This window comes from Ensifer sp. Root127, assembly GCF_001425225.1.
Lineage (GTDB): Bacteria > Pseudomonadota > Alphaproteobacteria > Rhizobiales > Rhizobiaceae > Ensifer > Ensifer canadensis.
This window is the reverse complement of record NZ_LMDX01000001.1, coordinates 1,292,051-1,314,141: the sequence shown is the minus strand read 5'-3', so window position 1 is coordinate 1,314,141 and position 22,091 is coordinate 1,292,051. Positions and strand designations below refer to the sequence as shown.

The window sequence follows — 22,091 nt, the reverse complement described above, 5'->3', positions numbered from 1 at the left end:
GCGAAGATCCGACGCGCGAACGTCCTACCCCGCCGAAAGCCGCGCTTTCATCGCCTGAACGGTCGCCACATCCGTGCGGCGCCGATCCTCGGTCACGAAGCCCATCTCGACCAGTCGCCGATCATGAGCCGGCTCACGGATCGAGCAGGATGAATGCACTTCCGTGACGGGCAGTCGGGCAAGCAGCGCATCGACGGTTTCAAGCGTCACGCCGGAACCAGGCATGATCGAAAGCCGCCCACCTGCCAGCTCGACAAGCTCCGCCAGCTTCTCGATGGCCTGTGGCGCGCTCCTCGCGCCTCCGGATGTCAGGATCCGCTCAAAGCCGAGTTCAACCGCAAGTTCGATTGCGTCCTTGAAATCTGGCACCAGGTCGAAGGCGCGGTGCAAGGTGAGGCCGAGGCCTGCGGCATGGCCCGTCAGTTTTCGGAGCATGGGCGCATCGAGCTGGCCATCGGTAAGCGACGCACCGAGAACGACGCCGGCAAGTCCGGCATCGCGCACCGCATCGATATCGCGGCGCATCATGTCGAGATCGGCGGCGCCAAAGACGAAGTCGCCCGGCCGCGGCCGGACCATGACATAGACGGGTACCCGTGGCGGCCCGGCGAGTGCCATCAACCCGGCGGTCGGCGTCAGCCCGCCGACGGAAAGTGCTGCGCAGAGTTCGATCCGGTCCGCCCCGCCCTCGATCGCCGCGGCAAGCCCGTCGGCGTCGTCGACGCAAACCTCAAGTCCGATGCCATTCATGCCTTTTCTCCTCCAAGGCCGAGCAGGGCTGCGCCGATCAGGCCGGGCTCGACCTGACACTCGCCGCGCACGACGAGCGGCCGTTTGAACTGCCGCAGAATCCGGCTACGAACCGCCAGATCGATCCCCTCAAGCAGCGGTTCAACGTTGGAAAGACCGCCGCCGACAGGTACGATCGTCGCTCCCGTGGTGTTGATGACGAGCGCCAGCGGTGAGCTGACGAGATCGACAAGAATCTCGACGGTGCGTTTCGCTTCCGTGTCGCCCTTGAGCCACGCCTCGATGATCTCATGGCTCGACATGGTCTTGCCGTGCACGGTGTCGTGCAGTCGTTCGAGCCCGCGCGCGCCGCCGACCGTGTCGACGCAGCGCCGCTGGCCGCAGCCGCAGGCATAGGCGGGGATGGCGATCGGCGGTTCACCCGCTTCCGCGGCAAGTGCCGGTCCATGTCCCCATTCGCCGGCAAAGCCGCCGTCGGCGTTGATCAACTGGCCGTCGACCACCAAGCCGCCGCCGACACCGGTGCCGAGGATCGCCCCGAAGACGATGCGGTGACCCCGGCCGGCGCCGGCGCCCGCTTCGGCAAGGGCGAAACAGTCGGCGTCATTGGCGATCTTGATCGGCAGGTGCAGCTCGCGCTCGAGCTCGGCCACCAGTTCGCGGCCGTCGATGCAGGGGATGTTGGCGCATTTGATCCGGCGCGTCTCCGGGTCGATGACGCCGGTAATCGAGATCGCCACGCATTCCGGGTGGCCGCCGGCTTCGTCGAGCACGGATTCGAGCGTTTGGACGAACTGGCGGAAATTGTTGAGCGGCGTCGTGCGGCGCGGCAGCGGAAAGATCCGTTCGCGCGAATGCACGATCGCCCCCTTGATCGCCGATCCGCCGATATCGAAACAGACGATCATGCCTCTCCCCGGATCACGGCTTCGGCGGCAAGTGCGATCGAGAGCAACCGGTCGTCCTGATGGTGCGGTGCAGCCAACTGCAGGCCCACGGGCATTTCGCCGGCACCGGTGCCGCAGGGGATCGAGATGCCGCAGAAATCGAGGAAGTTGCCGATGAGCGTGTTGCGCAGCGTCGTGGCGTTGGTCTTGAAGAACAGCTCGTCGTCGGCCAGCAACGGCGCCAACGGCGGCGCGACATGCGGCAATGTCGGATGGACGATGAGTTCGCCCGGCTTCAGGCTCTCGACCGTTTCATGGATCAGCTGGTCGCGCGCATCGAGAAGCGCGATATAGTCAGGCATGGTGATCTTCTCGCCGAGCCTGGTGCGCGCGACGACACGCGGATCGATGCGTTCGGCCTCGGAGCCTGCCAGGCGCTCCCGGTGAAGTGCGAAGGCTTCGGCGGTGACGAGCGCGCCGTGGCGCGCCATCAGATCGAACACCGCCTTGAACGTCGGAAAGGCGCGGCGGGTGACCGTGGCGCCGGCCTTTTCCAGCCGCTTGACCGCATCCTCGAAGGCTTCGACGACTTCGTTTTCCGCCTCGTCGAAGACGATGGTTTCGGGGATGACGATCGAGAGGCCGGCGATCGCGCCGCGGCGAACCACCGGTGCGGTCAGTCCATGCATGGCGGCGTCGAGCCAGACCGCATCCTGCACCGTATGACAGAGAGGCCCGAGCGAATCGAGGCTTTCGGCGAGCGGGAAGACGCCCTTCATCGAATAGCGGCCGCGCGTCGCTTTGTAGCCGATGATGCCGGTCATGGCCGCCGGGATTCGGACGGAGCCGCCAGTATCGGTACCGATTGCCGCGGGCACGAGACCGGCCGCGACCGCCGCCGCCGCGCCCGACGAGGAGCCGCCGGGGATGCGCTCGACATCGGTCGAGGCCGGGTTGTGCGGCGTGCCGTAATGCGGATTGATGCCGAGGCCGGAGAAGGCGAACTCGCTCATGTTGGTTCGCCCGACGCTGACCATGCCGGCACCGGCAACCGCGCCGACCACGGCGGCGTCACTGCCAGCAGGCGGGGTGTCCCGCAGGACCGCGGAACCCGCGGTCGTCACGCTGCCCTTGACGTCGAAGAGATCCTTCCAGGCGACCGGAAGACCATCGAGCAGGCCGAGCGATCGGCCCGCACGAAGCCGGGCGGAGGCCGCCGAGGCCTCCTTAAGCGCGCGTTCGCGGGTGATGCCGACAAAGATCGACTGATCGCCGTGCGCCGCGATGCCGGCAAGTGTTTGCTCTGCAAGCGTGACCGGGTCGAGCTTGCCTTCCTGGACGAGTACCGAAAGCCCGGCGAGCGTTTTCTGTCTGGTCATGGTCTCCCCTTGTCCGCCTGCCGCCAGCGGCAGCTCGTCCTTCCGTTGGCCCGCGTGGGCAGGCTTTTGATCTAAAGCGTGTCGCGATCTCCAGGATTCGCTGACTGCGCATTAAGTCATTGTTCTTGCGCATGTCGCGCAAAACCCCTGCACAGTTTTGTGCAACAAGCTCTACCATATCGCTCCCCGTGGCGTTTGCCATGGTTCGTCCGTCTTCGCCGCAGGAATTTTGCCGAAAGCAGATGATGCCGGCCGTCCTGCCTTGTCGATACGAAGGCGTTTGCCTACATGCCTCATCGAACCCTGCCCGGCACTGGAGAGATTTGATGATATTGGACGCGGCGCGGCTTTCTTTTGCCAATCTCTTTGCACCGGAGACCCGTTCGGTGTTCTGGAAAGTGCTCGGCCTGACGCTTCTGGCGCTCGCAGCACTGTGGTTCGGCCTGCGCGAACTCTTCATCTGGCTTGCTTTGCCATGGCTCGATGCGTTGATGCCTGGCACGCCCGCCTGGGCGGGTTGGCTCACCTTCGTGCTCGGCATCTTCGCGAGCCTCGGGCTGGCGCTGGCCCTGGCCCTGCTGCTAGCGCCGGTGACGGCGCTGATCGCCGGCTTCTTCCTTGACGATGTCGCGGACGTGGTCGAGGCGCGCGACTATCCGAGCGAGCCGGCGGGCAGGCCCTTGCCGCTCGGAGAGGCGATTGCCGGCTCCGCCAAGTTCCTCGGCGTCGTCATTCTCGGCAACATATTGGCGCTGTTCCTGCTGCTCGTGCCCGGCGTCAACCTGATCGCCTTCTTCCTCGTCAACGGTTACCTGCTGGGGCGGGAGTTCTTCGAGTTTGCCGCCATGCGCTACCGGTCGCCGGCGGAGGCGCGGCTTTTCCGCGCCAAGCACCGCTCGACCGTGTTCCTGGCCGGGTTGATCCTTGCGGCGTTTCTCGCCGTACCGCTGCTCAACCTGCTGACGCCGCTCTTTGCCGCCGGCATGATGGTGCACCTGCACAAGAGGCTGTCGGCAAGCGATCCGGGATTTTCGCTGACGCGAGGGGCCACGGCCAGGCCCTGAGACGCAATCTGCTTGACAGCGGACATCCGCTGGCCAATCTGCCGGCAAATCCCCCGCTGCATGTTTCCTTAATCTTGTTCGATTTAGGAATACCGACATGCAGCTATTCAGAGTGATACAGCGACCTTTGTGCGTCTGAAGACGTACGGCGCTGCAGGCGTCGCCCGCCGGGATGGCCGCGACAGGACGGAGCAGCTGAAATGAACAACGCCGAAGACCGGGTCACCCGCCTTGAAGAGACGGTGGCTCACCAGGCCAAGACGATCGAAGAGCTTTCCGACCAACTTGCCGAGCAATGGAAAGTGGTCGAACAGACCCGAGCAAAGCTCGACCGGCTGACGGAACGCTTCCTCAGCCTCGAGGAGCAATCGATCGATGCGCCTCCGATCACCCGGCCGCCGCATTACTAGAGCTTTTCCAGGAAAAGTGCGAAGCGGCTTTGCGTCAGGAAATGCGCAAAGCCAGGGAGATGGCGCGGCTCAATGGCTCCGCAGGACAGGGAAATAAAAAGGCCGCCGGTTCTAGCGAACGGCGGCCTTTCTCATTTTCAGGCGGAAGCCCTTAGTAGGGGCAGGCTTCGTCGCTCATGTAGTCGTGCACCTGGACCTTGCCGGCGATGATCTCGGCTTTCACCTTCTCGACCGCATCGAGCATTTCCGGGGTGATCAGAGCCTTGTTGTTGTCGTCGAGCGAGTAGCCGACGCCATCTTCCTTGAGGCCGAGATTGGAGATGCCGAACTCGAACTTGTCGTTCTTGGCAGCAGTGAAGGCTTCGTAGACGGCGACGTCGACGCGCTTCAGCATCGAGGTCAGAACCTTGCCCGGCTGCAGTCCGTTCTGGTTGGAGTCGACGCCGATGCCGAGCTTTCCGGCATCTGCAGCGGCCTGCAGGACGCCAACGCCCGTGCCGCCGGCTGCGTGGTAGACCACGTCCGAACCCTGGTCCATCTGCGACTTGGCAATTTCGCCGCCCTTGACCGGGTCGTTCCAGGCGTCCGGTGTCGTGCCGGTGTAGGCTTCGAGAACCTTCACGTCAGCGCCGGTCGACTTCGCGCCGCCGACATAGCCGCAGGCGAACTTGTGGATGAGCGGCACGTCCATGCCACCGACGAAGCTGACGGTCTTCGACTTCGAAGCGAGACCAGCGAGCACGCCGACGAGGTAGGAGCCTTCCTGTTCCTTGAACACGATCGACTTCACGTTCGGCTTGTCGAGCACCATGTCGATGATCGCGAACTTGGTGTCCGGATATTCGCCGGCAATCTTTTCGAGCGGTGCCGCCCAGTTGAAGCCGGCCATGACGATCGGGTTGTTGCCGTCGCTGGCGAAGCGGCGCAGGGCCTGCTCGCGCTGTGCATCGTTGGCGATTTCGAATTCGCGGTATTCGACGCCCGATTCGGTTTTGAACTTTTCGGCGCCGTTATAAGCGGCTTCGTTGAACGATTTGTCGAACTTGCCGCCCAGATCGTAAATGATGGCCGGCTTGATGTCGGCGGCCAGAGCCGTCGCGGACATCATGGAAAAGGCAAAGAGACCGAGAATGGTTTTTTTCATCGTGCAGCCCTGTTGTCGCTATTGATCTTTATCGGGTCCTCCCGCGGGCCCCGGATGGAACCTGTCTGCGGAACCCACCCCTCTCGTGGGGGCTAGGGTGGCCGCATCCTTGCACGGTCACGGCAAAAAAACACTCAAAATTTTTCGGATGGTAAAAATGTCGACCGGCATTCACAAGCAGGGTTAAAATGCCGGTTCGCTTGACCTTTTAGCGCGGGGGGTGGACACCAGCAGCATGTAAAAGGCCAAGAGCATATCGCGCAAGAGTATACAGTGGGTTGTGCGCGACATGCGCAAAAGCGAAAGCCTGAAACGCAGCAGGCGGATCCCGCTGATCGCGATAGGCCCTAGGCGCCGATCGGGCAGCTGACGCCGGTGCCACGCAGGGCGCAATAACCAACAGGGTTCTTCGCCAGATACTGCTGGTGGTAGTCCTCGGCAAAATACAACGGGCCGGCCTTCGCGATCTCGGTGGTGATCTTGCCGGTGTGGCCCGATCTCTTCAGCGCCGCCTGGAAGGCATCGCGCGCGGCCTTCGCTTCCTTCAGCTGCGCGTCGTCATAGACATAGATGGCGGAGCGATAGGTCGTGCCGATATCGTTGCCCTGACGCATGCCCTGGGTCGGGTCGTGTTCCTCGAAAAAGGTCTTGAGCAGGCTCGACAACGGAACCACCTCCGGATCGTAGACCACCAGCACCACCTCGGTGTGGCCGGTCAGTCCCGTGGTGGTTTCCTGGTAGGTCGGGTTCGGCGTCATGCCGCCGGAATAGCCGGCCGCGGTGACATACACGCCCGGCTTATTCCAGAGCAGCCGCTCCGCGCCCCAGAAGCATCCCATGCCGAGCAGGATCTTTTCCATGCCTTCCGGGTAGGGGCCCTTCAGCGGGTGTCCCGAGACGAAATGCGTGGCGGCGGTCGGAATGGCGTCCTCGCGCCCGCGCAGTGCCGTCTGCGCGTCGGGCATGATGGTCTTCTTGTTGAACATGTCGATCAGGAACATCACGAAACTCCTTGTCGGTCGACGCGGGATGAGCACCCCGCGATGATCAGGCAGCGAAACGGCCGGCCGCCGGCCGCTTCTTGTATCCGGCCATCCACAGGAGGAGGGCGAGAAGGGCGAGCACCGCAAACGCCGGCTGCGTAAAGAACCAGTGCAGCACCGTGTGCCAGAGGATCGGCCCGGTATCCGTCCGCTGCGCGAACAGCACCCAGCTAGCGGTGTCGGGGCCAAGCGCTTCGAGATCGTCGCCGAGCGACGTCATCACCAGCTCGGAGGCTGCGACGGACTGGATGGCATCGACAGCCCCCGCAAGGACGGCCGCAAGCAGCACCACAAAGCTCGCCAGTCGCAGCACGAAGCGCATCGGTCCCTCATTTCTCAAACTCTATCGCCCCAGATCGAACCGTCGCTCCCGTCTTACGGCATCAGTTCCCCTGCTTGAGGGCAAAGCCGGCGCGAGGGGAGAACGTGGCAATCCGGGATGGTGCAACGTTCCGGCGGCCTTCGAAAGGAGGCGCCGAACAACTCTGCCGCAAGAGATAGGCCCCGTGTTCGACAAGCGCAATGGCAGCCGTTCGCTGCCAAGTTTCATAAGATGTCAACAATCTGTCAGAAAGCAGTTGATCCCGCGCAAATCATCGGTATATATCCCGCCCGTCCGCCGGTTCGCGCCGGATGACACGAAGGGCCTTGCCCTTCCCATCCAGCCGCATGACCATCGGCTGTTGACGGATGGACAGGTGGCCGAGTGGTTGAAGGCGCACGCCTGGAACGCGTGTATACGTGAAAGCGTATCGAGGGTTCGAATCCCTCTCTGTCCGCCATTTCTTCACCAAGGGTTAATTTTTCATCGTACTCAGCCGTCGCTAGTCGCAACCTTGTGCGCTGACCCAGATCATTGATGTGCGCGGAGCTTGCGCGGGTGTTGGTGCGTCGCCGGCGGAGGGCAAACAGTTAGCCGTTGCGCTAAGTGTTTCGTCATGATACTTAGCCTTATGGAACAGTATTCGAGCCCTTTGGACGGAATTTTTCAGGCCCTGGCCGACCCCACGAGGCGCTCCGTGCTGGCGAGGCTCGGTCGAGGGCCAGCCAGCATCAGCGATCTGGCAGAGCCGTTCGACATGGCGCTACCGTCGTTCATGAAACACATCCATTTTCTCGAAGGCAGCGGCCTGATCCGCACCGAGAAGCAGGGCCGGGTGCGCACCTGCACCATCGAGAAGAGCCGGTTTGCCGCCATCGAAGCGTGGATGTCGGAGCAGCGCGCCCTTTGGGAAGGCCGCACCGATCGGCTTGAACAGTTCGTGATATCAGCTGAGAACAAGGAGAAATGACATGATCCGATCTCACAACCCCGATCTCGACCTGACGATATCGCGCCTGATCAAGGCGCCGCGGCCGACGATCTGGAATGCATGGACCGATCCCGCCAGCTTCGAGCAATGGTGGGTTCCGGCGCCGGCCAGATGCCAGGTGGTCGATATGGGCCTGCGGCCGGGCGGCGCCTTCGTCACAAGGATCAGCGAAGGCGGCGGTGCGTTCACGCCGCATCTGGATGCGTGCTTTCTGGCGGTCGACGACATCCAGCGCATTGTCTTTACCAATTCGCTGGTCGCGGGGTGGCGCCCGGCCGAAAACCCTTTCATGACGGCGATCATCACACTCAAGGATCATCCTGAGGGCACGGACTATGCCGCCCACGTCATGCACAAGAGCAACGCCGACCGAAACATGCACGAGGAGATGGGTTTTCACGATGGCTGGGGCACGGTCATCGCGCAGCTTGCCCGGCTCGTGGAGGGCAGAACCCAGTAGAGGAGGTCGACATGCGCAAGATTGTCCTGCAGATGATGACGACGCTCAACGGTCGCCTCGACGATCCGCTGGCCTGGCTCGGTAGCGTCGGCGACGACCAATATCGGGCGATCGACCGGCTCTACGCCACCTATGACACCGTACTCGTCGGCCGCGTGACCTACGAGGAAATGGCATCCTACTGGCCGGGCGCCCTGTCGGAGGACGTGGGAACCGAAACCAACCGCAAGATGGCGCGGAGGATGCACGACTATCGCAAACTGGTCTTCTGGCGCTCGGGACGCCAGACGCTGACCGAATGGAACAATGTCGAGCAGGTCGTTGCCCACGATGACGAATTGCTGGCAGCCTATCTCCTGGATCTGAAGGCGCGCGCCGGTGGCGATATTCACCTTTCCGGCGGCGCCAGCCTGGCCCAGACGGTCATCGGTCTCGGCCTCGTCGATATCTTCCACTTCTTCGTCTATCCCGTCACGTCCCCGGGTGCCGCCTGGTTCGATGAGCTTCCCGACAGATATGATCTGCGGCTGATGGGCACGGACACCTACGAGAATGGCGTGGTCGGCCTGCACTACGAACCGCTCAAGCGTGAGAACGCGGAACGGGCAAGCAGTTTTTCCGAACTGCTCGTATAACCGCGTGTCCCGCCGCTCCGGCCGCGCCGACGGCCCGAGCGGCGGTCGATCGCAGATCAGCAACCGTGCTCCAGCGCGGTCTTCATCCGGTCATAGGTCGGGGCGAGTGCCCGCAAGGTGGCCGCCGCGACTGCGTCCTTGCGCACCACCAGCGGATACTGCAGCGCTCCGATGAGCCGTGCCTGTTCATCGGCAATGCGGGCCGCCTCGTTGTAACCCGCCCGTGCGAGGCAGGCGGCCGCGTCGGCCGCGCGGCGGGCGCCGGTCCGGATGGCGAAGTGGACCAGATGCGCGCGCAAGTTCTTGTCGCAACCGGTCGCGACGCGCGCGGCGAGCGTTTCGGCTGCTTCGGCATTGCCGAGGGTTCCGGGAGGAACGGGCAGGTCCGTCTCCATCGACAGCCAGTGGATGGCGGCCGGGATCGACGCCCGTATCGTCTCGATTTCCGATATCTCGGCGATACGGACAAAGTCGGTCCGCATGGTGTAGGCGTCACCATAACTCAGCGTGTCTGCGCGCCAGGCGGCCATGAAGTTGGCGAGCGGCAGGCGCGCATAGGGGTAGCCCTGCGGGTCGTGCATCAGCACGCTGTCCTCGTCCATGTCGAGCACCACGACGTAATGGTCGGCGTCGATCGGTCCGTTCATGCCCGGCTGGTGGCGCAGATGCCCCATCTCGATGGGGCCGATCCAGACCGGTCCGTCCTTGAGGGCTGCGCGCAGGCGGGAAAGCGCGTCGTCCGCATCGCCGCCCTTGCTGAGCGTCGATGTCCAGCCGAGCGCCGCAAGCGCGCCTTCAGAGCCGGCTTCCGGATCCCAGCCATAGGGGTCGAAGAACGGCAGGGTGCCGCCGAGCAGTTGCATGCCGAACGGACTGCTGGTGGCAAATTCGATCACCGCGGTGGAGGGGGCCTGCGCGCCGAACATCATTGCGAAAGAGTTGGCGTAGCAATAGGGGCCGGAGCCCGTATAGGCGAAATGCATCATGATCGTCTGTCCTGTTAGAGCATTTCCAGGAAAAGTACGGAGCGGTCTTCCGTCAGGAAATGCGGATAAAACAAAGAGATAGAGTGGTTCTGATTCCGCCTAAGACGGAAACATTATGGGGTAGGCGACATCGAAGGACGCGCCGTTGCTGCCGGGGTAGATTTCGTAGGGGCTGCCGCTGCTGTTGATGTCGGTTCGCGCATCCAGCCAGGTTTCGATGGCGTCGTAGACGCGCAAGATCAGCGGGAAGTTTTCACAAGCCGCCGGCACCGGCAGAAAGACCTCTCGCCGCGCGGCCTGAAGGCGGATGCGCAGGTCGTCGACCGGCTCGATGCCGCCTTCATAGGCGATGGCGACTTCCACCAGTCCCTCGCTGTCGCGGCTAACGGTTTCATGGAAATGCACGGTCATGGCGCCGTCGCTGGCAATCCCGCAATGGCGCAGGTAACCACGGATCTCCGCCTGGGCGGTTGCCAGGAATGCATCAAGCGCCTCGATATCGAGCTGACGTTGGCAGGAGATCAGCTTGCAGGCTGCCACCTCGCGTACGGCAATCGCCGAGATTAGGTCGGCATCACCGCCGTCCGTCTGCCGCGCGATCGCCTCCACCAGCTCGGTCTGCTCGCTCAGCCGCTCGTTTTGAGCGTCCAGCCAGGACCGCAATTCGATAAGGCGGCTCTGCGCATCCAGTTCCACCAATTGCGCGACGCGCGCCACCGACAGGCCAAGGCGTCGAAGGCGCGCGATAAGCCGTGCCCGGGCGGCCTGCTCCGGCGCATAGTAGCGATAGCCCGTCGTCGGATCGGTATAGGCGGGCACCAGCAGGCCCTGCTCGGCATAAAGCCGCAGCGCCTTTGGTGACAGTCGTGTGGCGGCGCCAAAACGGCCCGCAAGGAGATAAGATTCGCTCATGGATCTGACTGTGAGGCTTGCCCCTGGGGCGAGGTCAAGAGGCAATCGTTGTCGATGTGCACGCCTTGTACTCGCATTCGCTTTGCCAGCGCTGTCGGGGGGTAAACAAGGGGTGCCGCAGGGCGTGCCGAGATGGTCGATACGCCCTGTGGCAGGTTCATCGGATCAGGCTTCCGCCGGGCGTTGCCTCGCCAGCACACCGAGCGCGACCAGCGTGACGATCGCCATTGTCATTGAATAGCCGGCTAATGGAAATGCGGTATCTCCACCAAGCAGAACCACAGCCAGGGTGCCGAGCACCCCGACAATCAGGCTCTGAATGCAGAAGTAGAGCGCGACCGCCGTTCCTGCCACATGGCCGAAAGCCTGGAGGGCTCCATTGGGGGTGACCGAACCGGTGAAGACGATGCCGACGGCGATGACCCACATCGGCAGGATGAAGGTCCAGAACGACGGTGCGGCGACGCTCTGGCCGACGACGAGCAGCACCGCGCCGAGGATGAGCAGCGCCATCCCGCGGGCAAGGCTGCCGGTGATGCCCCAGAGCGCCACGAAGCGTTTGGCAAAACGGGTCGTGACGATCATCACAAGGGCCGCCGTCGCAAAGACCAGGCTGAAGGCGAGTTCGGAATAATCAGCTCGATCGATGAGCACGCGTGGTGCTGTCGAGAAGAACACGAAGAACGAGGCCATCGCGGCGCTGAAGCCGAGCGTGTAGGTCCAGAACGCTCCGTTGCGCAGGATCGGGCCGAAGGATCTTCTCTCGCCTTCGGTGCCGGTTGGCCTGGTTTCCCGCCATCGCGGTATCGTATTCGCCATGGCCGCGATGGCGAGTAGGCCGAGTGCCAGGAAGATCGCCCGCCAGCCGAAGCGATCGGCAAGCAGCGCGCCGGCGATCGGGCCGAGGGCCGGCACGAAGGCGAGCATCGCGCTGAAGAGGCCGTAGATGGTCACGCCTTCGGGCCGGTCTGCATAGACATCGCGGACAGTGGCAAAGGTGGCAACGAGCGCTGCCGAGGCGCCGATCGCCTGCAGCAGGCGAAGGGCGAGGAAGGCGGGGGCCGACACGGTGGCGGCCATCAGCAGCGATGCGACCGCAAACAGCAGCGCCCCACAGATGACGACCGGACGCCGACCGATGCGATCGGAGATGGGCCCGAAGACGATCTGGCCGACGCCGAGAATGGTCATGTAGAGGCTTAACGTCAGCTGGATGATCGCTGGCGTCGTGGCGAGAATGCCCGGCATGACAGGCACGACCGGCAGATAGATATCCATCGCCAGGGAGGCGAGAATGTCGAAGGGGGCCATCAGCAACAGCGCTGCCGGCACTGAATAGTTCCAGGTTGATGATTTATGATTGGGCACGATTGAACATCCGCTCAAATGAATGACATTCAGCGGCGCTCTGCCTTCTTATCGGTAGTGTGAAATGACCGGACAGACGCCGCAACAACGATTGGGAGTGTTGTTGCGGCTTACTTGGTTGCTGACTCAGGCGTCCCCATTCCGGTCTCCATAGGAAATCGCGCGCGTTGTGGTTGGCGCCGTCTCCATTTACCAGCCCAAGCTGCCAACAACAACCGCTTGCGGTCAAGCAAGCAGATCATGAATGTTTGCCCGGCTTCACCGTCAGGCGGTTCTCGACGCTGGTGACGCCGATTACCGATCTCGCCGCGTCGCCGGCGCAGGCAACATCGGAATCGCTTGGGACCTGGCCCGACAGCACGACCATTTCGCCGAGCACGATCACTGAGATATCGGTGGTGTCGACGAAGGTGGCGTAGCGGATGAAGCGCAGAACCTTGCCCGCCAGATCGTCATCCTTCAGATGAGGATCGTCGTCCTTATGGGAGTAGATGGGCTTTTCTGTTGGCATGGTCGTTTTCCCACTGCTGTTCGGGAACGCCCCGGACAAGCGAATGTTCCGGTCTTTTTTACCTTGGTCGACGGCTTCGTCAGGGGCGTGGATCCGGTCCTGCAACCTTGCGGCGGTCGCCGGAACGGGTCTATCTCTATCGGACCGTTCCCAAGGCTCACGCATGTCCGATATTTTCCAGAATGTTCTGCCCATCTTCATCCTGATCCTCACCGGTTGGCTGATCGTCAGGCTCGGCTACCTGAAACCGACCGTTGGCGACGCGCTCGGTGATTTCGTTTTCCGCGTCGCGGTGCCTGTTCTCCTGTTTCGCACAATCGCCGAGGCGGATTTCAAGGACGGCTCGCCCTGGCCGCTCTGGGTTGCCTATTTCTCAGGCGTCGCCGTCACCTGGACCATCGGCCATCTGGCGGCGACGCTCGCCTTTGGCCGCGATGCGCGCATGGGCGTGCTGGCCGGTGTTTCCTCGGCCTTCGCCAACACCGTCTTCATCGGCTTGCCGCTGGTCTCCCGCATCGTCGGCGAGGAGGGGATCGTCGCGCTGTCGATCCTGCTGTCGGTGCACCTGCCGGTGATGATGATCGCGGGCACCGTGCTGATGGAGCGCGCCGAACGCAGGGTAAGCGGCAAGCCGGGCCAAAGCCCGCTGAAGCTCCTGGGCGGCGTTGCCCGCAACCTGCTGCGCAATCCGCTGGTCATAGGCCTTGCCTTCGGTGCCGCTTTCCATCTGCTTGGCCAGCCGCTCGACGGTCCGGTCAAGAGCGTCGTCGATCAGCTTGCCGCCATTGCCGCGCCGGCGGCGCTGGTTTCGATCGGCATGGCGCTCGACAAATATGGTCTTGTCGGCAATCTCGGGCTGGCGACGGTGACGAGCCTGTTGAAGCTTGTGGTTCTGCCGGGCGTCGTCTTTGCCGCCTGCCACCTGCTCGGCCTCAACGACAACTGGACGACCGCGCTTGTGCTGACCTCGGCGGTGCCGACCGGCGTCAACGCATGGCTGATCGCCAATCATTTCAACGTCGGCCATGCGCTGGCGTCCTCGACCATCACGCTGACCACAGCGCTGGGTGTCGCCAGCGTTTCGGTCTGGGCCTACATCCTGATGTGACCGGCGGGTCCGGTGAAGACAGCAAAAAGCCCGGCGCGATGGCCGGGCTTTGCGAAATTCGATCGTAACGGAGCTTGGGGCTTATTGAGCCGGCGCAGCCTGGCCTTCGGCCGGCTTGGCTTCCGTTGCGGGCGCTTCGGCCGGCTTCTCGGCAGCACCTTCGGTAGCGGCAGCCGGAGCAGCTTCTGCGGCCGCTGCATCCGGGAGAGCGGCCGGAGCATCGGCCTGTTCGCGGAGATATGCGATCAGGTTGGCGCGTTCGTCAGGCTTCTTCACGCCGGCAAAGCCCATAGCGGTGCCCGGAACGTGCTTCTTCGGCGCTTCGATGAAGAAGCTGAGGTGGTCGTAGTCCCAGACGACCTTGCTGCCTTCGGAGAAGGTCTTCATGCCAGCCGAGTAGCTGAAACCTTCGTGCGAGGCGATCGGGCGGTTGACGACACCCCACAGGTTGGGGCCGACCTTGTTGGCCCCTCCCTTATCCACGGTGTGACAGCTTGCGCATTTCTTGAACACGGTTCCGCCGGCTGCAGCGTCTGCCTTGAGGAGCAAGGGCTTGATGTCGACTTCAGCCGCTTCCTGGGCGCCGCCGCCAGCTTCGGCCGTGCCTTCTTCGGCAACGATCGCGAAGCCTTCCTTCTCGGGAGCCTCGGAATGGAAAATGCCTTCCGACGCAATGGATACGGACATCAGAACGAAAACCGTACCCAGAAAGGCACCCACGCCCATGTTCACATATGAGTTCATCTGCAAACGCTCCCTTTGCCACCGGCGTAAACAAAAACCCGGCCCATCTTGAAATCGCGCGGAACCTATGTCTTTTGGCTCTGCGTTGCAACAGAGATTATGGGCCCCCAACTGAGACTTTTTGACACTTTGGGCGGGGTTTTTGAAGGCCACATCATGAATCGCGAAAATTCAGGCAAAGCCATCGTGCTCATTCCGGCGCGCATGGCCTCCACGCGTCTGCCGGGCAAGCCGCTCGCCGATATCTGCGGCCTGCCGATGATCGTCCAGGTTGCCAAGCGCGCGGCGGAAGCCGATGTCGGACGGGTCGTCGTCGCCGTCGACGACCCGCGTGTTTTCGATGTCGTGCGCGACGCCGGTTTCGAGGCGATCATGACGCGGGTCGACCATCAGTCCGGTTCCGACCGGATCTATGAGGCGCTGTCGAAGGCCGATCCGGACAGTGAGGCGCAGTTCGTCATCAACGTGCAGGGCGATCTGCCGACGATCGAGCCGGCTCCTATCCGTGCCTCGCTGAGGCCGCTTGTCGAAAATGCCTCGACCGATATCGCCACCTTGACGGTGGCGATCACCGACGAGGAAGAGAAGAAGAGCCCCAACATCGTCAAGATCGTCGGCTCGCCGCTGTCGGCGACGCGCCTGCGCGCTCTCTATTTTACCCGCGCGACCGCGCCCTACGGACAGGGCCCGCTCTACCACCACATCGGGCTTTATGCCTACCGCCGCCAGGCGCTCGAAAAATTCGTCGCTCTGAAGCCGTCGACGCTGGAAAAGCGCGAATCGCTTGAGCAATTGCGCGCGCTTGAAGCTGGCATGCGCATCGATGTCGAAATCGTCGACACCGTACCGCTCGGCGTCGACACTCCGGTCGAGCTCGAAAAAGCCCGCCGCATCCTTTCCGAAAAAGCCTGAGAAGGAAGACAGTGTGACCACGAAGACCAACAGGATCTCCTTCCAGGGCGATTACGGCGCCAATTCCGACATGGCCTGCCGCGACATGTTTCCGTCGATGGAGCCGCTTCCCTGCCAGACCTTCGAAGACGCCTTCGTGGCGGTCGAGAATGGCGAGGCGGATCTCGCGATGATCCCGATCGAAAACACCATCGCCGGCCGTGTTGCCGACATCCACCACCTGCTACCCGAATCGCGGCTGCATATCGTCGGCGAATATTTCATGCCGATCCGCTTCCAGCTGATGGTGCTGCCGGGCGTGACGCGCGACGAAATCCGCACCGTTCACAGCCACATCCATGCGCTCGGTCAGTGCCGCAAGATCGTGCGCGCCAATGGCTGGAAGCCGGTGGTTGCCGGCGATACCGCAGGAGCCGCCAAGCTGGTGTCGGAGCAGGGTGATCGCTCGATGGCGGCGCTCGCGCCGCGGCTTGCCGCCGACCTCTACGGCCTCGAGATCGTTGCCGAAAATGTCGAGGACACCGAAAGCAACGTGACTCGCTTCGTCGTGCTGTCGCGTGACGAGCAGATGCTCTCCCGCAGCGCCGATGACGAACTGATCATCACCACCTTTGTGTTCAACGTGCGCAACATTCCGGCCGCGCTCTACAAGGCGATGGGCGGCTTTGCCACCAACGGCATCAACATGACGAAGCTCGAGAGCTACCAGCTCGGCGGCAAGTTCGTGGCCACGCAGTTCTACGCCGACATCGAAGGTCATCCGGACGACACGTCGGTGCGCCATGCGATGGAGGAGCTGCGCTTCTTCTCGGAGAAGGTCCGCATTCTCGGCACCTACAAGGCGCATCCGATGCGTGGTGTGCTTTAAGCATCTCAGAGACAGAGCGTTTCTACGACCCGTCTAAACCGGAGACGCTCTGGCGGCTCCGGCCGCACTGCAGATCAGGCTTACCAATGCGTTAACTCGCTACGCGTCTGGTGCATGCCTAATCTGCAATCGCGGCGGTACCTAAACAATGTGCAAATGCCTATTTGACACTCGTTCACATATGGAGTGTTAAAAATGAAGATCCGTCAGAAGATCGTTGAATATGCAAAAATGCGCCGTGCGATCCGCGAGCTGAATTCGCTGGATGACCACGCCCTGAGCGATATCGGTATTTCCCGTTCGCAGATCCAGGCCGCCGTTTACGGCCGCTAATCAGCACAATTCGCCGTATCCCGCCACCCAAGCTGGCGGGATACGCGCAATGCACTACAGCGCCGCGCGTCAAACTGGCGCTACTCGTCAAAAAGGCACACGCGCAGGCGGTGTCCATCCGGGTCAAGCGCCACGAAGGTCGGTCCGAAATCCATCTTCGTCAGTTCCTGCGCAATCGGCAGGCCAGCGTCCTTCCATTTTTCATAGTGCGCGCGAACCGCCTCCTCATTTTCCACCATGAATGCCAATTCCGAGCGGCTGCCGGTCTTCGACGGCGGTGGTGGCGCCACCTTATCCTGTGCCCAAAGCCCGAGCACGAAGCCGCCCTGCAGCTCGAAGGACGAAAAGGTCGGGAAGGAGACGAGCGGCTCCTTGCCGAGCAGCTTGCGATAGAATTCGACGCTTGCGAGCGGATCTTCGACATAGAGAATAGTGAGATTTGCCTTGGCCATAATCCGTCTCCTTGTTTGGGAGTTGCAGATTAGCGCGCACCACTGCCAATTTCTGTCAGCATCGATTTCCGGTTTTTATGCCTTATGCCGAACCGACCCGCCTGCCTTCAGGCGCAGCAATATTCTGCGTCGTGCGCCATTCCCGAAGCAACACCTGCCGCCGGCGCGCATAGCGGCTCTCGCTCATGTCAGCCTGCCTGATGCGGTCGGTCCGGAAATGCCTGAAGCCCTGGCGCAGCTCGCACCAGGCAACCAGAACTCGAACATTCTCGAAGAAGCCGAGGGCAAACGGCCAGACCGTGCGGCGGGTCTCGCTGCCGTCGTTGTCGATATAGACGAGGTCGAGCTTGCGCTCGTGGCGTATCGCCTTGCGCAACAATGCAATGTCGATGCCGTCGGCCACCGGCGGGCTTGGCCCGACGAGCAGTGTCGAGGCGTCGAGCTCGTCGCGCAGATCCGCCGGCAGCACCGCGGCGATCTTGGCGAGCGCATCGGCGGCGGCCGCCGCCAGATGGGTGTCGGCGCGTTTTGCCACCCAGCGTGAGCCGAGCACCAGCGCCTCGATCTCCTCCTGCGAGAACATCATTGGCGGCAGCATGAAGCCGGGTTTCAGGATGTAGCCGAGCCCCGGCTCGCCTTCGATATGGGCGCCCTGCGCCTGCAGGCTGGCGATATCGCGGTAGAGCGTTCTGAGGCTGACGCCGGTCTCCTCCGCCAGACGCCGTCCGCTGACGGGCTGGCGGTAGCGTCTGAGAACCTGCAGCAGGTCGAGAAGCCGTTCGGAGCGGGACACCTTAAGTCTCCTCGTATCGGCAGGTCTGTGCTCAGCCGTGCTCGTCCCAGGCCAGCCAGTCGCGCATCAGCCGGTGGGCAATGGCGCCCTTCGGCGGCGGAATATGCTCGTCGCCGGTATCGGCCACGCCGGTCGTGCGTTCCAGCATTGCTGCCGTTTCGGCGCGGGTGAACCAGCGGACATCCTCGAGCTCCTGTTCGTCGCGCTTGATCGCCGTCGATTTCGCCTCGGCATAGCAGCCGATCATCAGCGAGTGCGGCAGCGGCCACGGCTGCGAGGCGTGGTAGCGCACGCGGCCGATGTGGATGCCGGATTCCTCGTGGGTTTCGCGGCGCACGGCGTTTTCGATGGTTTCGCCCGGCTCGACGAAGCCGGCGAGGCACGAATACATTCCGGCCGTGAAATGCGGGCTGCGGCCGAGCAGGCAGAGATCACGCTCCAGATCGATGGTCAGCATGATGACGACGGGATCGGTGCGCGGGAAAACCATATGGCCGCAGGCTGTGCAGACGCGGCGATAGCCACCGGCCTTGCCTTCCATCGGCCCGGCGCAACGGCCGCAGAAGCGGTTGTTGGCGTTCCATGTGATGAGGCTCGAGCCTTGGGCGAACTGGCCGAGAAGTTCTTCCGGCAGCATCTGCTGGCGGTAGAGCGTGCGTCCGTCGGCGATCTTGAACGGCTCGGCCATGTTGTCTTCGGTAAGGCCGGTCGGCACGGCGAGCCGCGGCTCGCCGTTCGGCAGGTAGCCGAGCAGGATGGTGTCGTCGAGCACCGGCTCAAGCCCGTCGAGCTCATAGGGTGCAAACAGCGGGTCGATGATCTTCTCGTCGTGTTTGACGATCAGCTTCGGTCCGGAAAAGGCGAGGAAATGGGCGCCCGGATGTTTGAGCGCGACTTCGATGCAGTCGTCGGCCCGGTGCTCGGACTGGCGATCCAGGTGGTTCTCGGAAAAGGCGACGAGAGTGCTCGGCTCCGGATGAGGGCTTCGAAGGTCAAAGATCGATTTCGTCATGTTCAGAGATTTTCCAGAATGCGGGCTGCAAATGCCTGATGGTCTTGCTCGCCCCAAGGCTCCGACTTGCCGAAGCCCCAGACGGGTCCGGGCCAGTTCGGGTCGCCGTCACTGCGGGCGATGATATGCACATGGAGCTGCCGGACGATGTTGCCGAGCGCGCCGATATTGATCTTCTCGGCACCGGTGACCTTTTTCAAGGCGGTCGCCACCATATTGGTTTCGAAAGTCAGCATCGTCTGGTCGAGCGGCGTGAGATCGAAGATCTCGGAAATGTCCCCGCGTTGGGGAATGAGGACCAGCCAGGGCCAGCGGCGATCGTTCATCAGGCGCATCTGGCAGAGGCCGATCGAGGCGATCGGGATGCCGTCGCGTTCAAGCCGCTCGTCAAGGGTGAATGTCGTCAAGAAGGTCTCCTTGTGCCGGGAGCGGATTCGCCTTGTTTTGCATATCGATATCAGTTTTTTGATGGCTTGGCTTGCATTTGGTTGCGATATTGCCGATATGGGAGCCGGGAGGTTGGTGGTGGACGAGCCACTCGCCAACCGGGTCAGGTCCGGAAGGAAGCAGCCCTAACGAGCCCGGCACGGGTCATCGTGCCAGCCTCCCACCTGCCTGATTGCTGAGATCGAGATAGCTCTCAGCAATCAGGCAGCATCACAGAATGTTGCGGCGTCCAGACGCATCCCATGCGACGCGCGGTGCCGTAAATCCGTCCTGTCGGGACACGAGTTCAAGCAGCGGCAGGGTCGATGAGCGACGAAACGTCCATTTCATCCGAACAGAAACCAGCCGCCTACCGCGTTCTGGCGCGCAAGTATCGCCCCAAGGATTTCTCCGACCTGATGGTCGGCCAGGAGCCGATGGTGCGCACGCTGACCAACGCGTTCGAAACCGGCCGCATCGCTCAAGCCTATATGCTGACCGGCGTGCGCGGGGTCGGCAAGACCACCACCGCCCGCATTCTCGCCCGTGCGCTGAACTACAAGACACCCGAAATCGATCGGCCGACGATCGACCTGCGTGCTCTCGGCGAGCATTGCCAGGCGATCATGGACGGCCGCCATGTCGATGTCATCGAGATGGACGCCGCTTCCCATACCGGCATCGACGATATCAGAGAGATCATCGAGCAGGTGCGCTACCGCCCGGTTTCGGCGCGCTACAAAGTCTACATCATCGACGAAGTGCACATGCTGTCGACGCAGGCCTTCAACGGTCTGTTGAAGACGCTGGAAGAGCCGCCGGAACATGTGAAGTTCATCTTCGCCACCACCGAAATCCGCAAGGTTCCGATCACGGTGCTGTCGCGCTGTCAGCGGTTCGATCTTCGGCGCATCAGCGGCTCCGACCTCGTCGGCCTGTTTTCGACCATTCTCGGCAAGGAAGGCGTTTCCTTCGATCCCGAAGCGCTGGCGATGGTCGCGCGTGCGGCCGAAGGCTCTGCCCGTGACGGCCTGTCGCTGCTCGATCAGGCGATCGCCCATGGCGGCGGTTCCGTCGAGGTCGAGACGGTGCGTTCGATGCTCGGACTTGCCGATCGCGCCCGCATCGTCGATCTGTTCGAACATATCGTCAGGGGTGACGTTGCCGCAGCCCTCGCAGAATTTTCGGCACAATACGAGGCCGGCGCCAACCCGACGGTGGTTCTGACCGACCTTGCCGATTTCACCCATCTCGTCACCCGGCTGAAATACGTGCCGGATGCGGCCAGCGATCAGTCCCTGAGCGAGATCGAGCGGACGCGCGGAGCGGAGTTTGCCGGCAATGTCGCCGTCAGCACGCTGTCGCGCATCTGGCAGATGCTGCTGAAGGGCATTCCTGAAGCCGAAAGTTCGTCGCGCCCGGCCGGTGCTGCCGAAATGGTGCTGATCCGGCTTGCCCATGCGGCCCATCTTCCGTCGCCCGAAGACGCGGCGAGACGCGTGCTCGAACTGTCCGGCAGCGACAATGGCAGCGTCCGTCCGGCGCCCGGTGGTGGAAGTGGCGGCGGCATGCTGGCGTCAGTCGGCGCGCCCGTGCAGGCGCAGGCGGCCCAGTCGACATCGATGGGACGGCCGACCGGCAACGGCGCGACGATGTTGCGCGCGGTTCCCGATGTCAGCCCGCAGCCGATCAGCGTCGGACACACCGAGGAGCGGCCGGCAGCCGCGCCTTCAGCAAAGGCTCAGCCGTCGGTGCCGGTCAATTCGGTCAGCGACATCGCCGACCTCTGCGCCAAGAATAAAGACATCAAGCTGAAGACGCTGGTGCGCGGCTTCGTGCGGCTGGTGCGCATCGAGCCCGGCCGGCTTGACGTCAACGTCCCGGATGATGCGCCGAAGACGCTGCTCGGCGAACTCGCCGTCAAGCTCAAGGAATGGACCGGCATTCACTGGATCGTCAGCTACAGCCGTGACCCCGGCGAGCCGACCATGATCGAAGCCGAACAGCAGGCCCAGGAAAAGCGTGTCAGCGATGCGCGCCAGGATCCGGATGTGGCTGCCATCCTCGCCCGTTTCCCGGGCGCCAAGATCACCGACGTGCGCATTCGCGCCGTCGAGGAGGAAGAGGCCGAGAGCGTAGCTCCGGCCACAGCCGAATCTGCCGATGGCGATATCGTCCCCGGCGACGATATCGAATAGTCGGTCGGAACGAACGACCGGAAATTTCTAGAGAACAGGAGACGACGATGCGCGACATCATGGGGATGATGGGCAAGGTCAAGGAAATGCAGGCCAAGATGGAGAAGATGCAGGCGGAAATCGCTGCGCTCGAAGTCGATGGTGTCTCCGGTGGCGGCCTCGTCACCGTCCGCCTCGATGGCAAGGGCACTCTGAAGAGCCTGAAGATCGACCCGTCGCTGTTCAAGGAAGACGATGTCGAGATCCTCGAAGACCTGATCGTCGCCGCCCACAAGGACGCCAAGGACAAGGCCGAGGCCGTCCAGGCCGAAAAGACCCGCGAACTCACAGCCGGCCTGCCGATCCCGCCCGGTATGAAGCTGCCGTTCTGATCGGCCGTTCTT

Annotated in this window: 26 protein-coding genes, 1 tRNA gene and 1 other RNA gene; 13 read left to right on the top strand and 15 right to left on the bottom strand. The window is 62.8% G+C overall.

What is annotated here, in order from left to right; genetic code table 11:
* Positions 1 to 24: 24 nt before the first annotated feature.
* The 3 genes from ASD03_RS06285 to ASD03_RS06275 are packed head-to-tail and all read right to left on the bottom strand — an operon-like array spanning position 25 to position 3,016.
* The gene (locus ASD03_RS06285) at positions 25 to 750 is read right to left on the bottom strand and encodes a copper homeostasis protein CutC (RefSeq protein ID WP_057204376.1); all 726 of its coding nucleotides are present in this window, start codon (positions 748 to 750) and stop codon (positions 25 to 27) included.
* A complete protein-coding gene (locus ASD03_RS06280) occupies positions 747 to 1,658 on the bottom strand; it encodes an ROK family protein (RefSeq protein WP_025425458.1) in 912 nt (303 codons plus the stop codon). Before ASD03_RS06280 ends, ASD03_RS06285 begins: the two co-directional genes overlap by 4 nt.
* Positions 1,655 to 3,016 (bottom strand): amidase, encoded by a 1,362-nt coding sequence (locus ASD03_RS06275; RefSeq protein ID WP_025425459.1) that lies wholly within the window; start codon positions 3,014 to 3,016, stop codon positions 1,655 to 1,657. Before ASD03_RS06275 ends, ASD03_RS06280 begins: the two co-directional genes overlap by 4 nt.
* 326 nt (positions 3,017 to 3,342) lie before the next feature.
* On the opposite strand from ASD03_RS06275, the gene ASD03_RS06270 reads away from it, so the two are divergent.
* Complete coding sequence (locus tag ASD03_RS06270) at positions 3,343 to 4,080, top strand: sulfate transporter family protein (protein ID WP_057204371.1); 738 nt, start codon at positions 3,343 to 3,345, stop codon at positions 4,078 to 4,080.
* A gap of 200 nt (positions 4,081 to 4,280) precedes the next feature.
* Positions 4,281 to 4,490: a SlyX family protein gene (locus ASD03_RS06265; RefSeq protein WP_025425461.1), complete on the top strand. Its 210-nt coding sequence runs from the start codon at positions 4,281 to 4,283 to the stop codon at positions 4,488 to 4,490.
* A gap of 151 nt (positions 4,491 to 4,641) precedes the next feature.
* On the opposite strand, the gene ASD03_RS06260 is transcribed toward ASD03_RS06265, so the two are convergent.
* From ASD03_RS06260 to ASD03_RS06250, 3 genes are all read right to left on the bottom strand, one after another.
* On the bottom strand, positions 4,642 to 5,634 hold the full coding sequence (locus ASD03_RS06260) for a BMP family ABC transporter substrate-binding protein (RefSeq protein ID WP_025425462.1): 993 nt from the start codon (positions 5,632 to 5,634) through the stop codon (positions 4,642 to 4,644).
* Between the two features lie 347 nt (positions 5,635 to 5,981).
* On the bottom strand, positions 5,982 to 6,635 hold the full coding sequence (msrA, locus tag ASD03_RS06255) for a peptide-methionine (S)-S-oxide reductase MsrA (protein ID WP_025425463.1): 654 nt from the start codon (positions 6,633 to 6,635) through the stop codon (positions 5,982 to 5,984).
* Between the two features lie 46 nt (positions 6,636 to 6,681).
* Entirely contained in the window at positions 6,682 to 6,999 is a 318-nt protein-coding gene (locus tag ASD03_RS06250; RefSeq protein ID WP_025425464.1) for a hypothetical protein, read from the bottom strand.
* Positions 7,000 to 7,369: 370 nt separating this feature from the next.
* On the opposite strand from ASD03_RS06250, the gene ASD03_RS06245 reads away from it, so the two are divergent.
* From ASD03_RS06245 to ASD03_RS06230, 4 genes are all read left to right on the top strand, one after another.
* Positions 7,370 to 7,459, top strand: a tRNA-Ser gene (locus ASD03_RS06245).
* Positions 7,460 to 7,630: 171 nt separating this feature from the next.
* On the top strand, positions 7,631 to 7,969 hold the full coding sequence (locus ASD03_RS06240) for a metalloregulator ArsR/SmtB family transcription factor (protein WP_038576608.1): 339 nt from the start codon (positions 7,631 to 7,633) through the stop codon (positions 7,967 to 7,969).
* Between the two features lies 1 nt (position 7,970).
* Complete coding sequence (locus tag ASD03_RS06235; RefSeq protein WP_025425466.1) at positions 7,971 to 8,450, top strand: SRPBCC family protein; 480 nt, start codon at positions 7,971 to 7,973, stop codon at positions 8,448 to 8,450.
* Between the two features lie 11 nt (positions 8,451 to 8,461).
* Positions 8,462 to 9,085 (top strand): dihydrofolate reductase family protein, encoded by a 624-nt coding sequence (locus ASD03_RS06230; protein WP_057212538.1) that lies wholly within the window; start codon positions 8,462 to 8,464, stop codon positions 9,083 to 9,085.
* 56 nt (positions 9,086 to 9,141) lie between these two features.
* Here ASD03_RS06230 and ASD03_RS06225 read toward each other — a convergent pair whose 3' ends face one another.
* The 4 genes from ASD03_RS06225 to ASD03_RS06210 form a co-directional block, all read right to left on the bottom strand.
* Positions 9,142 to 10,071 (bottom strand): hypothetical protein, encoded by a 930-nt coding sequence (locus tag ASD03_RS06225; protein ID WP_025425468.1) that lies wholly within the window; start codon positions 10,069 to 10,071, stop codon positions 9,142 to 9,144.
* 99 nt (positions 10,072 to 10,170) lie between these two features.
* Entirely contained in the window at positions 10,171 to 10,983 is an 813-nt protein-coding gene (locus ASD03_RS06220; RefSeq protein WP_025425469.1) for a MerR family transcriptional regulator, read from the bottom strand.
* A gap of 165 nt (positions 10,984 to 11,148) precedes the next feature.
* The gene (gene cml, locus ASD03_RS06215; RefSeq protein WP_057212536.1) at positions 11,149 to 12,351 is read right to left on the bottom strand and encodes a CmlA/FloR family chloramphenicol efflux MFS transporter; all 1,203 of its coding nucleotides are present in this window, start codon (positions 12,349 to 12,351) and stop codon (positions 11,149 to 11,151) included.
* A 238-nt stretch (positions 12,352 to 12,589) separates the two neighbouring features.
* Positions 12,590 to 12,862, bottom strand: coding sequence for a BON domain-containing protein (locus tag ASD03_RS06210; RefSeq protein WP_025425471.1), 273 nt, complete (start codon positions 12,860 to 12,862; stop codon positions 12,590 to 12,592).
* 163 nt (positions 12,863 to 13,025) lie between these two features.
* Here ASD03_RS06210 and ASD03_RS06205 point away from each other — a divergent pair, with 163 nt between their 5' ends.
* The gene (locus tag ASD03_RS06205) at positions 13,026 to 13,970 is read left to right on the top strand and encodes an AEC family transporter (RefSeq protein WP_025425472.1); all 945 of its coding nucleotides are present in this window, start codon (positions 13,026 to 13,028) and stop codon (positions 13,968 to 13,970) included.
* Positions 13,971 to 14,051: 81 nt separating this feature from the next.
* Here ASD03_RS06205 and ASD03_RS06200 read toward each other — a convergent pair whose 3' ends face one another.
* Positions 14,052 to 14,714, bottom strand: coding sequence for a cytochrome c family protein (locus ASD03_RS06200; protein WP_038575793.1), 663 nt, complete (start codon positions 14,712 to 14,714; stop codon positions 14,052 to 14,054).
* A 156-nt stretch (positions 14,715 to 14,870) separates the two neighbouring features.
* On the opposite strand from ASD03_RS06200, the gene ASD03_RS06195 reads away from it, so the two are divergent.
* The 3 genes from ASD03_RS06195 to ASD03_RS37355 all read left to right on the top strand — a co-directional run bounded on the left by ASD03_RS06195 (position 14,871) and on the right by ASD03_RS37355 (position 16,827).
* Positions 14,871 to 15,626, top strand: coding sequence for a 3-deoxy-manno-octulosonate cytidylyltransferase (locus tag ASD03_RS06195; protein ID WP_025425473.1), 756 nt, complete (start codon positions 14,871 to 14,873; stop codon positions 15,624 to 15,626).
* 13 nt (positions 15,627 to 15,639) lie between these two features.
* On the top strand, positions 15,640 to 16,494 hold the full coding sequence (locus ASD03_RS06190) for a prephenate dehydratase (protein WP_025425474.1): 855 nt from the start codon (positions 15,640 to 15,642) through the stop codon (positions 16,492 to 16,494).
* A 195-nt stretch (positions 16,495 to 16,689) separates the two neighbouring features.
* Positions 16,690 to 16,827: a DUF1127 domain-containing protein gene (locus ASD03_RS37355; RefSeq protein ID WP_065784874.1), complete on the top strand. Its 138-nt coding sequence runs from the start codon at positions 16,690 to 16,692 to the stop codon at positions 16,825 to 16,827.
* A gap of 80 nt (positions 16,828 to 16,907) precedes the next feature.
* Here ASD03_RS37355 and ASD03_RS06185 read toward each other — a convergent pair whose 3' ends face one another.
* The 4 genes from ASD03_RS06185 to ASD03_RS06170 form a co-directional block, all read right to left on the bottom strand.
* On the bottom strand, positions 16,908 to 17,279 hold the full coding sequence (locus ASD03_RS06185) for a VOC family protein (RefSeq protein WP_025425475.1): 372 nt from the start codon (positions 17,277 to 17,279) through the stop codon (positions 16,908 to 16,910).
* 82 nt (positions 17,280 to 17,361) lie between these two features.
* Positions 17,362 to 18,072, bottom strand: coding sequence for a YafY family protein (locus tag ASD03_RS06180; RefSeq protein WP_025425476.1), 711 nt, complete (start codon positions 18,070 to 18,072; stop codon positions 17,362 to 17,364).
* Positions 18,073 to 18,103: 31 nt separating this feature from the next.
* The gene (gene nudC / locus ASD03_RS06175) at positions 18,104 to 19,084 is read right to left on the bottom strand and encodes an NAD(+) diphosphatase (RefSeq protein WP_025425477.1); all 981 of its coding nucleotides are present in this window, start codon (positions 19,082 to 19,084) and stop codon (positions 18,104 to 18,106) included.
* A gap of 2 nt (positions 19,085 to 19,086) precedes the next feature.
* On the bottom strand, positions 19,087 to 19,491 hold the full coding sequence (locus ASD03_RS06170) for an HIT family protein (protein ID WP_025425478.1): 405 nt from the start codon (positions 19,489 to 19,491) through the stop codon (positions 19,087 to 19,089).
* Between the two features lie 107 nt (positions 19,492 to 19,598).
* On the opposite strand from ASD03_RS06170, the gene ffs reads away from it, so the two are divergent.
* The 3 genes from ffs (at position 19,599) to ASD03_RS06160 (ending at position 22,079) form a co-directional block, all read left to right on the top strand.
* An RNA gene (ffs, locus tag ASD03_RS37145) (signal recognition particle sRNA small type) lies at positions 19,599 to 19,695 on the top strand.
* Positions 19,696 to 19,836: 141 nt separating this feature from the next.
* The gene (locus ASD03_RS06165) at positions 19,837 to 21,708 is read left to right on the top strand and encodes a DNA polymerase III subunit gamma/tau (protein WP_025425479.1); all 1,872 of its coding nucleotides are present in this window, start codon (positions 19,837 to 19,839) and stop codon (positions 21,706 to 21,708) included.
* Between the two features lie 47 nt (positions 21,709 to 21,755).
* Entirely contained in the window at positions 21,756 to 22,079 is a 324-nt protein-coding gene (locus ASD03_RS06160) for a YbaB/EbfC family nucleoid-associated protein (RefSeq protein ID WP_025425480.1), read from the top strand.
* Positions 22,080 to 22,091 lie beyond the last annotated feature (12 nt).